Raw genomic sequence first — 13712 nt, 5'->3', positions numbered from 1 at the left:
TAACTAAATGCGTGATGACGTCAGTGTCATCGGTAAATGGCGACGACAGCGTCTTCGCCCACTCGGCCGTAGCCGCGATACATGCCTTCGGTGTTGAACGGCAGGGTCACATTGCCCTGGCCGTCCACGGCGATCAAACCGCCCTTGCCCGCGATGGTCGGCAATTTTTCGTGCACCACGCGGCTGGCCGCGGCCTCGAGCGAAGCGCCCTGGTATTCCATCAGCGCCGACACGTCATAGGCCGCCACCATGCGGATGAACATTTCGCCTGTACCGGTGGTGGACACTGCACAGGTACGATTGTTCGCGTAGCAACCCGCACCGATCATTGGTGCATCGCCGACGCGGCCGACTTGTTTGTTGGTGATACCGCCGGTCGACGTTGCTGCAGCGACATTGCCCTGCGCATCGACAGCGACGGCGCCCACCGTGCCGAATTTCTTGTCAGCATCCAGCGGGTCTGCCGGAGCCGGCTGGCCACGCGCCACCAGCGCCTGACCGTCGTGATCCAACACGGCAGCCTCGGGGCTCTCGCGTTGCACGCGCAACAATTGCTCGCGCCGCGCTTCGGTGGAGAAATACGACGGATCGACGATTTCCAGGCCCTCGCTGCGGGCGAAATCGACGGCGCCCTCACCGACAAAGAACACGTGCTTGCTGTTTTCCATGACCTTGCGTGCGGCCAACACCGGGTTGCGCACGCAATTGACGTTGGCGATCGCGCCGGAGCGCAACGTCGCGCCGTCCATGATCGACGCGTCCAGCTCATGCGTACCGGCACTGGTGAACACCGCGCCGTGGCCCGCATTGAACAAGGGACAGTCCTCGAGCAAACGCACTGCTTCAGTCACGGCATCCAATGCGCTGCCGCCCTGAGCCAACACAGTCTGGCCAGCCTGCACGATGCTGCGCAGCGCCTGCAGATACTCTTGCTCTTTCTCGGGCGACATCGCGGCCCGCGACATAGCCCCCGCTCCGCCGTGAATGGCGATCACCGGCTGAATCATCTTTTTCCTGCTCCTGCACCATGAAATAGCCACGGCATGACGGACTGCGTCACGCCTGCAGCGGCTTGAATTGAATTTTTGGAACGATGGGCGACTGCGGCGGACAGCCCCTCTATCAGCCCCAATGCAGCCGTCTCCGAATTGGAGGACAACTGGCGCGCGGAATGCGCGTATAACGCCACAGTTGCCAATGGTGCCAGCGGGGAGGTGGCTTTGTCCGTCAATACCAGCACCGGCACACCGGCCTGCTGGGCCGCCCGGCTCAAGGTCACGGTATCGGCCAGATAACGCGGGAACCCAATGGCAATCACCAGATCGCGTGACGTCATGCGGACCATCTGGCGAGCGGCATGCGACACCCCGCCCGGACCGGCCAGCGACTCGCAGGCGTGCAAATGCATGTACAGACCACGCTGCAAGAGCCCCGCCAAGAAGCCGCTGGACCCGAAACCGATAATGAATACCCGCTCGGCAGCCAACACCATATCCACCGCGCGCTCACAGGCCTCTGGATCCAGTTCCTGCAACGTACGCTGCGCATTGCGGATGTCTTCTTCCAGCGCGGAGGCCATGACCTGCGCTGCCGTGGCGGAATGGGCCAGCTCGACGCGCATTTTCTCTACGGGTTCGAGAGCAGACTCGAATCCACGCGCCAATTCAGCCCGAAACTGGGGGTACCCCGGCAGATCCAGCGCACGGGCAAACCGGTTGGCCGACGCCACCGAGACCCCGACCGCCGCGGCGAATTCATCGATCGTCATGGTCGCCACGCGAAACTGATGCGCGAGCACGTATTCCGCCATCTGGTGCTGGATGGGGCTGAACGAGGGCTGCGCACGGGCTATCCGCGCTGCAACAGACAAAGGCGCCTGAGTCATGAATCGGGAGGGTGCTACGTAGAGAATACGGCGATACGCCGGTGCATGTAAATTAATTTACATTGTAATTGTATTCAAGAAAATTAATTTTCATACCGAGGGATTACCCCAAATACGGCCGCATCAGGTGCTCGAACCACTCCAGAAACACGGCCAGCCGCCGGGAGCGCTGGCGGCGATGGGGATAAAGCAAGGCCACGGGCATGGCCGCGGCACGATAGTCGGGCAGGACCTCGCACAACGCGCTGGAGTCCAACAAGTGCTGCACGTCGAAACGGGGAATTTGTATCAATCCCATCCCTGCCAGGCAGCAGGCGATGTAGCTCTCGGCGTTGTTTACGACCACCCTGCTAGGCAATACGAGCGCATGTTCGTCGCCGTCCGGCCCGACATACTCCCATGGCATTTCCCGCCCCGTCGTCGCGGAGGCGTACCCTACCGCCCAATGGCCGGCAGCCAGGTCATCGGGATGCGTAGGCTCGCCCTGCTCTCGCAAATACGCAGGGCTGGCGCAATTGATCAATGCGATCCGTCCCAGAGGCCGTACGACGAGGCTGCTGTCGTGCAACGTACCGATACGCACGGCGCAATCTACCCCTTCTTGAATCAGATCAATGGCACGATCGGACGATCCCAGCGCCAATTGCAGGCGAGGATGGCGACGCAACAAAGCGGGCAGCGCCGGCGCGATCAGGCGTCTGGCGATGCGGCTCGGCACGTCGATATTCAGTCGGCCTGACACCTGGCGTTCACTGAGTTCGAACAACTGATCGATGCTTTCGATCTCGGTCAGCAGAGGCCGCACGCGTTCGAGCAGTTGCTCGCCGTCTGCCGTCAGCCGCACATGGCGCGTCGTCCGGTGCAGCAAACGAGCCCCCATTCGCGTTTCCAACTGCTGAACGGCCGCAGAGACAGAGGCTCGAGGCAAATCGAGCGCGTGAGCCGCTTTAATAAAGCTGCCCATTTCCGCCACCTGGACAAACACGCGATATTGATCGAATTTATCCACGCAGCTCGCCTATGGGCGTGAAAGAGTCCAGTAATCAGCCGGCAAAACCGCCCGCATCGAGAAAAGCCTGTTCCTGCGCCGTCGTACTGCGCCCTAGCAGCGGATTGCGATGAGGAAAACGGCCAAAGCGTTCAATGATATCGGCATGTCCCAAGGCATGCGTCAACCAGGGCTGTCCCAAGCGCTGATTCCGCTCGACCCCACGGCGCTGATCCTGGATATTTTCGGAATGGGAAAATGGCAGATAAAAGAAAACCCGCAGGGCCTTTTCTACCTGTTCGTCCAGACCATTATCGACAGCCTGGTGCGCGATCATTCTGGCCCGCGCGTCGGTCTCGTACATACGAGCCGTCCCTCTGAAGGCATTGCGCGGAAACTGATCCAGCAATATCAGCAGCGCCAACGCCCCCTCGGCTGTCCGCGCCCAACCATCAAGTTCGCCGCGTGCAGCCGCCTCATGCAGAGACAGAAAGCGCCCGCGGAATTCCTCGTCAAACGCCTCTGACTTGTTGAACCAGCGATCGGCGCCGGCGTCACGCCAAAATCGCACGACCGCTAGCGCCTCGTCCGGCAGATCCTGCGCATCGGCCCGCCATGTGTTTAACGTCGTAACCACCACCATACCCCCCAGGCCATTGCAACCGGAATACCAAAGAGCGCCACGTGAATAGGCAGCTCTTCGGCCAAGGTATATCCGTGTGACAGGCCAGTACGCAGATTCCAGGCCGACACACCAAACCAGGCTGCGGTAAACAAACCCGCGGCCCAGGTCCGATATGGTACGGGGACCCAACGCAGCAGCGCTGCTGCCACAACCAGCCCCACCACGATAAAAATCACCGTACGCATTGTGCCCTCACTTGGTGGTGTAGCCACCGTTGATCAAAATCGTCTGCCCCGTGATCCACCAGCCGTCACTGACCAAATGACGGATAAAGGGTACGACATCCTCAATATCCGTCAAGCCCGTTTTCGAAAACGGCGACAGCGCCGCAGCTGTCTTATGGTACGCCACGGCATCGGCGCCTTCGGCAGGATAGAAGAATGGCGTGTCCATCGGGCCGGGGCCGACGGCCGTGACGGAGATGCCGCGAGCACCGAACTCCTTGGCAGCGGCCCGCGTAAAGTGTTCAACCGGCGCCTTCGTACCGGCATACGCTGCATAGAATGGCGTAAATGCGCCCAAGAGCGACGTCACCAGCGTCACGACTTTGCCGTTATCGTTGACGTGTTTCCCCGCTTCTTTCAAGAAGAAAAAGGCGGACTTGGCATTCACCGCCGTCATCTCATCGTACTCGACCTCGGTGATCTCGGTGAATGGTTTTTTCAGAACCTTGCCCACGGTATTGATCGCGATATCGGGCTTGCCTACTGCAGCAATCGCATCGGCGAAAAGTTTCTCGACAGCTCCAGCCGTCGTCAAATCTGCCTGGATCGCCACGGCCTTGGCCCCCGCGGCCTGAATCGCGGCCACCGTGGCGTCGGCATCGGCTTTGCTCGCTGCGCTGTTGTAGTGAATGGCCACGGCTTTCGCGCCCTGTTCAGCCAGATCACGCGCAATCAAGCCGCCCAGGTTCTTTGCACCGCCCGCGATCAACGCGACTTTACCCTTGATGGAATGGTCTGCCATGGAAAAACTCCTGCTCGGATGGAAAGGAGTTTCAGCATATACAGCAAGGCAATATCGATAAATCCGCTGCGGCTGGATGGATTATCCAGAAAAACCGCCCAATCCAACATACTTCGACAACCCATCAAACTCCAACACACTTTGAGAAATAGTGGTGGAACATTGCGACCGTTCCAACATATCAGCCATCACCCGAGATCGTCATGGACTACCGTATTTTCCACGATGGGTCTCGGCATTCTGAACGCTGCTCTTTCCTCAATCCCTTGAGCGTGAGCCTCGAAAAAACGCATAGCTACATTGCCGTGGCAACTGCCTCCCGTTCACCAATCCCTGGCATTATGTCCAATCACATCTATGCACCAGTCAATGAAGGCTCGAACGGTGGGGGAAAGGTGCCGGCTATGCGGATATAGGATGGAAATCGGCTCCAACGGAGCTTCGATATCGGAAAGCACTCTTTCCAGGCGTCCGTCAGCCAACTGCTGACGGACCATATAGCTGGCGACACGGATCAGCCCCAGGCCAGCTACAGCGGCTTCGACGTAGGCGTCAGTGTCGTTGACGCTGATATGCTGCCCCATCGGAATGGAGACAATCTCATTTCCCTGCCGGAATGCCCAGTTTACGGGCCGGCCAGTCCGGCTGTGAATGTACCCGACCGCCGAATGGTCTCTGAGAGACTCGATGCTGTGAGGCGTTCCGTATCGCCGGAAATAGTCAGGCGAACCGCACACGTACCAGTGGAATGTGCCAAGGCGGCGGGCGATGAGACGAGACGATTGCAATTCCCCTGCCCTGATGGCGCAATCGACGCCACGCTGAATGACGTCAACAGTGGCATCGCTCAAATCAAAATCAAGGCCGATGTCTGGGTAGCGCTCGGCGAAGCGGGGCAGTTTCGGAATGAGAAAACCCTTGGCTAACGACGGTGTAGCGCTGATTCGAATTTTTCCGCGCAGCGCCCCTCCCTCCTGCCCCGTTGCCTCTTCTGCGACTTGCACTTCACGCAAAATCGCTTTGCAGCTGTCGTAGTAGCGCAGCCCCGCATCGGTAATGCTCAAGGCCCGCGTCGTTCTGTTCAGCAGCCGGATGCTCAGATGCGATTCCAGTTCCTTGATCGTCCTCGTCACCGTAGACGGAAGCACGCGCATCGTCTCTGCGGCCTTCTTGAAGCTGCCGGCTTCGATCACGCGAACGAAAGTTTCCATGGCCTGTAGTCGATCCATTCGAAATTCCCTGATGCCTGGGTGAGATGGGTAAGGCGCGGACTGAGGAGACAGCGATGCACCCATTCATTGAACGACGAAACATAGCCTGATTATTGCAAATATTCAAATTATCAAGTCATGAAAAAGGAGCCTTTTGACAGCCATTTCTGCTTAAAAATAAGCAACGATGAAAAAACGAATACGTTGAATCTTATTTCTTAGGTACGAATTAGTTCAAAAAAATGAATAGATATCCAATGAATGATGCAAAAACGATCTTGCAGGACACGATTGTCCTGGGCGCCGGACAGCTTGGAATGGCAGTCCTCCGTGCGCTTGCGCCTCGCGCAAAAGCTGCGCAAACACCGATTACGGTGCTGGTGTCTCCAAGAACCGTCAACAATCCCTCAGCACAAGACGCCGTCGTTCTAGCGGAGCTCGACGCGCTCGGTGTGAAAGCCCTCGGCTTTGATCTCTCGGCCGACGAACAAATGCTGTCCTCGCTATTCCGACGCTATAAAACCGTGGTGAACTGCACCGGATTCGTTGCGGGAGCGGGAACTCAACTCAAAATCACCAGGGCTGTACTGTCGGCAGGAGTGCGGCGGTATTTTCCATGGCAGTTCGGTGTGGATTACGACGTTGTAGGCCGGGGCAGTGGACAGCCGGTTTTCGACGAACAATACGAAGTCAGACAGCTATTACGCAGCCAAGGCACAACGGATTGGGTGATTGTCTCTACAGGAATGTTCACCAGTTTCCTGTTCGAGCCTGCGTTCGACATTGTGGATTTCGATCGTCACGTGATTCATGGTCTGGGCAGCTGGGATACGAAAGTGACCGTCACCACGCCTGAAGACATCGGAAAACTCACAACGGAAATTCTGTTGGCGCAACCCTTGATTGCCAATGAAGTGGTTTACCTGGCAGGAGATACGATTTCGTATGGACAGCTCGCGGATATTGTCGAACGAGTGACCGGGGCGACGTTCGAGAGAACGCTATGGACCTTGGACAAACTGCGCACCGATCTCGATACGATGGCGGACGACGTGATGGTTCGCTACCGAGCGGCTTTTGCCCTGGGAGACGGAATGTGGTGGGACAAATCAACAACGTTCAACGAACGCAATGGCTACGAGACCATTGATGTGGAGCGCTATCTCCAGGCACGACTGCGCCAATAGGCGGACTCAGTGAAAAACGGCCCTCGGCGTTGGATCTTTTCCAACCGCCGAGGGCCGCTCACCAAGCAGGGTTTTAAAACGCCGCTACCAGCGTGGTTTAGACGCCGGAGACATCCAGCTTGGCTTGTGTCTTGCTCTGGATTTCATCCACTGTCACGCCAGGAGCCAGTTCCAGCAGTTTCAAACCATTGTCCGTGACTTCCATCACGCCCAGATCGGTAATGATCAAATTGACCACGCCGACACCGGTCAAAGGCAAATTGCACTCGGGCAAGAGTTTGATGTCTTCGGTGCCGTCTTTTTTCTTGGCCACGTGTTCCATCAGGACCACGACCTTGCCGACGCCGGCAACCAGATCCATCGCGCCGCCCATGCCCTTGACCATTTTGCCGGGGATCATCCAGTTGGCCAGATCGCCCTTTTCCGAGACCTGCATCGCGCCCAGGATCGCGAGGTTGATCTTGCCGCCGCGGATCATCGCAAAAGAATCGGCCGAAGAAAAAATCGACGAGCCGGGCAAAGTCGTGACCGTTTGCTTGCCGGCGTTGATCAAATCGGGATCGACCTGATCGTCTGTCGGAAACGGGCCGATGCCCAGCAGACCGTTCTCGGATTGCAGCCACACCTCGATGCCCGCAGGCACGTGGTTGGCAACCAGGGTGGGCAGACCAATGCCCAGGTTCACATAAAAGCCGTCTTGCAGCTCGCGCGCGGCGCGTGCCGCCATCTCATCGCGGGACCATGCCATGTCGTCTTCTCCTTAGGCCGGGCGAGTGGTGCGTTGTTCGATGCGCTTTTCCGGATTCGCATTCAGTACGATGCGATGCACGTAAATCCCCGGAAGATGGATCTGATCGGGATCGAGCGATCCTGTGTCGACGATTTTCTCGACTTCGACCACAGTGATCTTGCCCGCCATCGCCACGTTCGGATTGAAGTTACGTGCGGTCTTGCGGAACACCAGATTGCCGCTGCGGTCGGCGATATGCGCCTTGACCAGCGACACATCGGGCACCAAGGAACGTTCCATGACGTATTGCTGGCCGTCAAACTCGCGCAACTCTTTGCCATCGGCCACGATCGTACCCACGCCCGTGCGGGTGAAAAACGCCGGAATACCCGCACCGCCAGCACGCAGTTTTTCAGCCAGCGTGCCCTGCGGCGTGAATTCCAGCTCGAGTTCGCCTGCCAGGTACTGGCGTTCGAATTCCTTGTTTTCGCCCACATACGAGGCGATCATCTTGCGCACCTGGCGGGTATTGAGCAACTGGCCCAAGCCAAACCCGTCCACCCCGGCATTGTTGCTGATGCAGGTCAGGTTTTTCACACCCGAATCGCGCAGTGCAGCGATCAACGCCTCGGGAATGCCGCACAGGCCAAACCCGCCCACGGCAATCATCTGGCCGTCTTTGACGACACCTGCCAGCGCCTCGGCGGCGCTTGCATACACTTTGTCCATCTCTCCAACTCCTAATGACATTCCAAATTGGATAGGCGCGGCTGCAAGGGGTGGCGCGCCCGGTCGAACTATTGACTGCTTTTGATGTTTGCGTCGATTGTAGCGGCTTGGCGGGCGTGAGACGCTAGGCCCGCTCTGCGGGCACGCATACGGCGGCCAATGCCCGCAGCACCTCATCCGGCAGCGGCGCAGAGCAATTCGCGCCATAATCGATCCAGACCATCACCGTACGGCCCTTAGCGTAAAGACCGGTGTCGTCGCCGGCCTTGCACAGGATCAAGTCCGTTTCCAGACTGGAGCGGCCAATGCGGGTGACTTTGTGCGTGACGCGCACGTCACAGGGGTACGTGAAAGATCGGACAAAATCACAGGATGCATGTGCCAGGATAAAGCCCTGATCGGACGGCAGCACCATGCCGCTGCCGTAAAGCATCTTCATACGCGCCTCTTCCATCATGCGAAAGTAGACGGTGTTGTTCATATGATTGAGCGTGTCGGCATCGCCCCAGCGCATGGGCAACTCGACATGATGGCAATCGCCCACCTGAAGGGTGCGCGGGCCCGAAAGCTCCTGACTCACGGAGTGAACTCCTAGAAAATTACTGCACCGCAGCATTGCAATACAATCGATGATAATACTTCCTTGCAACATCAGAAGGCACCATTAGAGGGGATTGGAGTAATGTCCGAACGCGAGTCGATGGAATATGACGTGGTCGTCGTGGGTGGCGGGCCGGCTGGCTTGGCCGCAGCGCTGCGTTTAAAGCAACTGGCCACCCAGAAAAATCACGAGCTGAGCGTGTGCGTATTGGAGAAAGGCGCCGAGCTCGGTGCTCACATCCTCTCTGGCGCGGTCATGGACCCGCAGGCACTGACCGAATTGATTCCTGACTGGAAAGACAAGGGCGCGCCGCTGAATGTACCTGTCACTGAGGACCGGTTCCTGTTCCTGAGCCAGACGGGCGCGCGCAGCACGCCTAATTGGCTCTTGCCGGCCTGTTTCCAGAATCACGGCAATTACATCGTCCGCCTGGGCGACGTCGTGAAATGGATGGGCGAACAGGCCGAGGCAGCTGGCGTCGATATTTTCCCTGGCTTTGCCGCTGCTGAAGTGCTGTACGACGAGAATGGCGCCGTGCGTGGCGTGGCCACGGGCGACATGGGCGTGGCACGCGACGGTTCGCATACCGAACACTACCAGCCCGGCATGGAACTGCTGGCGCGCTACACCATCTTTGCCGAGGGCGCGCGCGGCCAGTTGGGCCGCCAGTTGATCGAACGCTATAAGCTCGACGAAGGCCGCGATCCCCAGTCCTACGGGATCGGCCTGAAGGAAATGTGGGAAATCGATCCCGCGCAATCGCGCCCGGGCCTCGTGGTGCACACGGCGGGCTGGCCGCTGGATGCCGATACCTATGGCGGCTCGTTCCTGTATCACCTGGATAACAACCTGGTCGCCGTCGGGATGGTCGTGGGTCTGGATTACGCCAATCCGTGGCTGTCGCCTTTCGACGAATTCCAGCGCTACAAAACGCACCCGGCGATCCGCCCCACCTTCGAGGGCGGCAAACGCATTGCATACGGCGCACGAGCCATCACGGCGGGCGGATTACTGTCGTTGCCCAAGCTCACATTCCCGGGCGGCGTGCTGGTCGGCTGCGAGGCGGGCTTCTTGAACGCATCGCGCATCAAGGGCAGCCACGCCGCGATCAAGACCGGCATGCTGGCAGCCGATGCCACGTTTGACGCCGTCGTCGCCGACCGCAAACAAGACGAGCTATCTGCCTACCCGGCTGCCTTCGAATCGTCGTGGCTGCACACCGAATTGAACAAGGCGCGCAACTTCAAGCAGTGGTTCAAAAAAGGCCGCACGATCGCCACCATCATGACAGGCATCGAGCAGTTCGTCCTCAAGGGCAATATTCCCTGGACCATCCACCGCACCAAGCCCGACCATGCCTGCCTACAGCCTGCCTCGGAATGCGCGCGCATCGACTATCCGAAACCGGACGGCAAGCTGACGTTCGACAAACTTAGCTCGGTCTTCATCTCGAACACCAACCATGATGAAAACGAGCCCGTCCACCTGACGCTGAAAGACCCGAACGTACCAGTGGCGGTCAACCTGGCCAAATACGGCGGCCCGGAATCGCGCTACTGTCCGGCCGGGGTGTATGAATTCGTCAAAGACGACCATGGCGACGACCGTCTACAGATCAATGCGCAGAACTGCGTGCATTGCAAGACCTGCGATATCAAGGACCCGACGCAGAACATCGTCTGGGTCGCACCTCAAGGCGGCGAAGGCCCCGTCTACAGCGGGATGTGATCCATGACCGAGCGCATGCTGCTGGCAGGTTGCGGAGATCTGGGCTTGCGTGTGGCACAGCGCCTGTCGGCACGCGGCGCCGAAGTCTGGGCACTGCGCCGCCAGCCCCCACGCGATGACGGGCTCGAGCCCGTCATACGTTGGCTGCAAGGTGATTTGACGCGCCCGGAAACACTCACCACACTACCTGCTGGCATCACGCATGTCGCCTACCTGCCCGCACCGGATTCGCGCGATCCCGATGTCTATCGCGCGGTCTTTCAAGAGGGATTGCCCGCACTGTTGACTGCGCTGGATCACACGGCCTTGCAACGGGTCTTGTTCGTATCATCGACTGCCGTGTATGGAGAACACCATGGCGAGTGGATCGATGAAACAACGCCCACCGATCCTGCGGGCTTTAACGGTCGCATTTTGCTCGACACGGAACGCTGGCTGGGCGCGCAGTCCGTATCCTCGGTCAGCCTGCGTCTGGCCGGATTGTATGGCCCGGGCCGTCTGCAGTTGATCGAACGGATCCGCGCAGGATCGGCGCGCGCACCCCGGCATCCGCCGCACTGGGCCAATCGAATGCACATCGACGATGCTGCCGCGGCAGTGGTGCATCTGCTGGCACTGCCACATCCGGAGGCGCTATATCTGGGCGGCGACGATACGCCGTTGCCATTGCATGAGCTTTACGAGCATCTGGCAGCGTTGATTCATGCACAGCCTCCTGGCGAAGGCCCCGCGCCCGCCAATGTGGGCAGCAAAAAACTCAGCAATGCGCGGCTCAAAGCCAGCGGCTGGACGCCGCAATGGCCCGACTCGCGCGCTGGCTACGCGGCACTATTGCGCTGAATCTATCGGCCATCGCTGCATGGCTCAGGCCTCCGAATCAAAGCGCCTGCCCCGCATGAAGGCGCTGAACACTTCCGCCGACGGCACCAGTTCATTTTCTGGCTGCAGCAATCCCAGAGGCTCCAACGCCGTCTGCCCCTCCATCGGCAAAGCCTTCATTTCCCCGGATTGCAACAGTGGCGACACCAGGGTGTAGGGCAAAATCGCCAGCAGGTCATGTTGCAACAACAGCCACCACATCATCGTAGGGGTGCGAGTCACGAGCGGGTGTATCCGGAAATCACCGCCGCGTGACGCGGCGAACTCATCCAGATGTACACGTGCAGCCGAGCCGGCTGGCAGCGCCAGCCATACCGCTTGCTGCAAGGCGGTCCGTGACGGCGTCTCGCCCCTGGCGGCGAGGTGCGCCAACGGATGCTGGGCGCGGCATACGATGACGAAGTGATCCGCCAACAAGGGATGAAACTCCCAGCCTCCCGGAATGACGGGCGGCCGCCGGCAGACAATCAGATCCACCTCGGCGCGCGCAATCGCATTGAGCTGCTCATCGCGCTCCCCCTCTTGCAGATGAATCTGAATCCCCGGCCATTGGCGATTGAATTCACCCATCGCTTTCATCAACAGCCCGTTGATCGCGGCAAGCGACGCCAACAGCCTCACCCGGCCATCGCCATGACGGTGGCGCGCCGCGATAGCCTCGGCGCTTTCGGTCACGCCGAGCAACACCTGTGTGGCCAGCGGCAGCAGATCGCGGCAAGCATCGGTGGGGTGCACTCCCCGGGCATGACGATGAAATAGCGGCGTCTCCAACAGATCCTCGAGATGCGCCAACGTCTGCGTGACCGACGATTGAGTCACGCCTATCGCCTCTGCCGCACGCCCGAGGCTGCCCAGCTCTGCCAGCCGGATCAAGATCTGGATGTGGCGAAACTTGCCCCGCGCCAGCAGCCGGTTGAGCAGGATCGAGGCTGAGCTGGCTGATGGGTTAGTCACACTAATATCTTCGGCAAAATTTTAATTATCGTTTATAGCCTGGCAAAGGCAAGATAGCCTGCAAATCGCAAAACACAATAGACCGCACGCCTTTGGGCAAGCGACACACATAAAACCGAGACGGAGACATTCAATGCACTCGCGCATCCGCCGCGCAGCCTGCCTGCTGGCTGCCGGTCTGCTATGGACGCAAATGGCCGCTGCAGCCCAAACCGGCGACTGGCCCACTCAAACCATCCGCATCATCGTCCCCTCGCCGCCGGGCGGCGCTTACGACGCCACCATTCGCCCCGTGGCGCGCTCCTTGTCCCAGACGCTGCAACAGCCTGTCGTGATCGAAAACAAAGCCAGTGGCGGCAACATCATAGGCACACAAGCTGGCGCGCGCGCCGCACCCGACGGCTACACCCTGACGATGACGGGCATGGTCAACACGATTTCGGCGGGCATCTACGACAACTTGACCTTCGATATCAACGAGGATTTCACTCATATCGGTTCGATCGGCGCGGGCCCGCAATGGCTCGTCGTCCGCGCCGATGCCGGCATTGGCAGCCTGCAGGCCCTGATCGAACAGGCACGACAGTCGCCCGGCAAAATCAATTACGCCAGTTCGGGGGTAGGCAGCACCGCACATCTGTTGATGGAATCGCTGCAACGAACGGCTGGCATCTCGCTCACCCATGTCCCCTACAAAGGCGGCGCGCCAGCCCTGCAGGACGTGCTCGGCGGCGTCGTCCCCGCCATTGTGGTCCCGCCCAATACCGCGATACCTTATGTGAAACAAGGCACGCTGAAGGTTCTGGCGATTTCATCGGCCGAACGAGATCCCGCGCTGCCCGACGTCCCGACATTCAAAGAACTGAACTATCCCCAGCTTACGGTCAGCGCATGGGTCGGGCTGTCGGCTCCCAAAGGCACGCCCATCGAGATCGTCAATAAAATCAATGCGGCCATTGCAACAGCCATGCAAGACCCCGAGCTGAAATCGCAGTTGATTGCCCTGGGCATGGTCCCGATGACGATGAGCCCCGCGCAATACGCCGAGTTGGTACGCAGCGACACCGAACGCTGGGGGCAGTTGACCCACAGCCTGAACATCAAGGCCAACTAGGCCATTGCGTTTCTCATGCTTGGCGGCCAACGAGCCGCCACCCTCGTCCCTTCAC

At 59.3% G+C, this 13712-nt stretch carries 15 protein-coding genes; 4 read left to right on the top strand and 11 right to left on the bottom strand.

What is annotated here, in order from left to right; translation table 11 throughout:
* Positions 1–26: 26 nt before the first annotated feature.
* The 7 genes from CAL20_RS07845 to CAL20_RS07815 form a co-directional block, all read right to left on the bottom strand.
* On the bottom strand, positions 27–1007 hold the full coding sequence (locus tag CAL20_RS07845) for an isoaspartyl peptidase/L-asparaginase family protein (RefSeq protein WP_094837565.1): 981 nt from the start codon (positions 1005–1007) through the stop codon (positions 27–29).
* Positions 1004–1885 (bottom strand): MurR/RpiR family transcriptional regulator, encoded by an 882-nt coding sequence (locus tag CAL20_RS07840; protein WP_094820271.1) that lies wholly within the window; start codon positions 1883–1885, stop codon positions 1004–1006. Before CAL20_RS07840 ends, CAL20_RS07845 begins: the two co-directional genes overlap by 4 nt.
* 103 nt (positions 1886–1988) lie before the next feature.
* A complete protein-coding gene (locus tag CAL20_RS07835; RefSeq protein ID WP_094820270.1) occupies positions 1989–2894 on the bottom strand; it encodes a LysR family transcriptional regulator in 906 nt (301 codons plus the stop codon).
* 34 nt (positions 2895–2928) lie between these two features.
* Positions 2929–3516, bottom strand: coding sequence for a DUF924 family protein (locus CAL20_RS07830; protein WP_094837564.1), 588 nt, complete (start codon positions 3514–3516; stop codon positions 2929–2931).
* Positions 3495–3743, bottom strand: coding sequence for a hypothetical protein (locus CAL20_RS07825; protein ID WP_094820268.1), 249 nt, complete (start codon positions 3741–3743; stop codon positions 3495–3497). The genes CAL20_RS07830 and CAL20_RS07825 overlap by 22 nt, the downstream gene beginning before the upstream one ends.
* 7 nt (positions 3744–3750) lie before the next feature.
* Positions 3751–4524 (bottom strand): SDR family oxidoreductase, encoded by a 774-nt coding sequence (locus tag CAL20_RS07820; RefSeq protein ID WP_094820267.1) that lies wholly within the window; start codon positions 4522–4524, stop codon positions 3751–3753.
* Between the two features lie 323 nt (positions 4525–4847).
* The gene (locus CAL20_RS07815) at positions 4848–5735 is read right to left on the bottom strand and encodes a LysR substrate-binding domain-containing protein (RefSeq protein ID WP_256981383.1); all 888 of its coding nucleotides are present in this window, start codon (positions 5733–5735) and stop codon (positions 4848–4850) included.
* A 257-nt stretch (positions 5736–5992) separates the two neighbouring features.
* Between CAL20_RS07815 and CAL20_RS07810 the strand changes: the two genes are divergently transcribed.
* Complete coding sequence (locus CAL20_RS07810) at positions 5993–6922, top strand: aromatic alcohol reductase (protein WP_094837562.1); 930 nt, start codon at positions 5993–5995, stop codon at positions 6920–6922.
* Positions 6923–7019: 97 nt separating this feature from the next.
* On the opposite strand, the gene CAL20_RS07805 is transcribed toward CAL20_RS07810, so the two are convergent.
* From CAL20_RS07805 to CAL20_RS07795, 3 genes are all read right to left on the bottom strand, one after another.
* Positions 7020–7670 (bottom strand): CoA transferase subunit B, encoded by a 651-nt coding sequence (locus CAL20_RS07805; protein ID WP_094837561.1) that lies wholly within the window; start codon positions 7668–7670, stop codon positions 7020–7022.
* Positions 7671–7682: 12 nt separating this feature from the next.
* Positions 7683–8381 carry a CoA transferase subunit A gene (locus CAL20_RS07800; protein ID WP_094820263.1) on the bottom strand — a complete coding sequence of 233 codons (699 nt, stop codon included), beginning with the start codon at positions 8379–8381 and terminating at the stop codon, positions 7683–7685.
* Positions 8382–8505: 124 nt separating this feature from the next.
* Complete coding sequence (locus tag CAL20_RS07795) at positions 8506–8961, bottom strand: acyl-CoA thioesterase (protein WP_179266631.1); 456 nt, start codon at positions 8959–8961, stop codon at positions 8506–8508.
* A 102-nt stretch (positions 8962–9063) separates the two neighbouring features.
* Between CAL20_RS07795 and CAL20_RS07790 the strand changes: the two genes are divergently transcribed.
* Positions 9064–10710, top strand: coding sequence for an electron transfer flavoprotein-ubiquinone oxidoreductase (locus CAL20_RS07790; RefSeq protein ID WP_176456457.1), 1647 nt, complete (start codon positions 9064–9066; stop codon positions 10708–10710).
* Between the two features lie 3 nt (positions 10711–10713).
* On the top strand, positions 10714–11550 hold the full coding sequence (locus tag CAL20_RS07785; protein ID WP_094837560.1) for an NAD-dependent epimerase/dehydratase family protein: 837 nt from the start codon (positions 10714–10716) through the stop codon (positions 11548–11550).
* 24 nt (positions 11551–11574) lie between these two features.
* Here the strand turns inward: CAL20_RS07785 and CAL20_RS07780 are convergent, their stop codons facing one another.
* Positions 11575–12543, bottom strand: coding sequence for a LysR family transcriptional regulator (locus CAL20_RS07780; protein WP_094837559.1), 969 nt, complete (start codon positions 12541–12543; stop codon positions 11575–11577).
* 133 nt (positions 12544–12676) lie between these two features.
* Between CAL20_RS07780 and CAL20_RS07775 the strand changes: the two genes are divergently transcribed.
* Positions 12677–13657 (top strand): Bug family tripartite tricarboxylate transporter substrate binding protein, encoded by a 981-nt coding sequence (locus CAL20_RS07775; RefSeq protein WP_094837558.1) that lies wholly within the window; start codon positions 12677–12679, stop codon positions 13655–13657.
* Positions 13658–13712 lie beyond the last annotated feature (55 nt).

Source organism: Bordetella genomosp. 4 (assembly GCF_002261185.1).
GTDB lineage: Bacteria > Pseudomonadota > Gammaproteobacteria > Burkholderiales > Burkholderiaceae_B > Bordetella_A.
The sequence above is the reverse complement of the archived record's forward strand: the minus strand, read 5'-3'. Positions and strand labels throughout refer to the sequence as shown.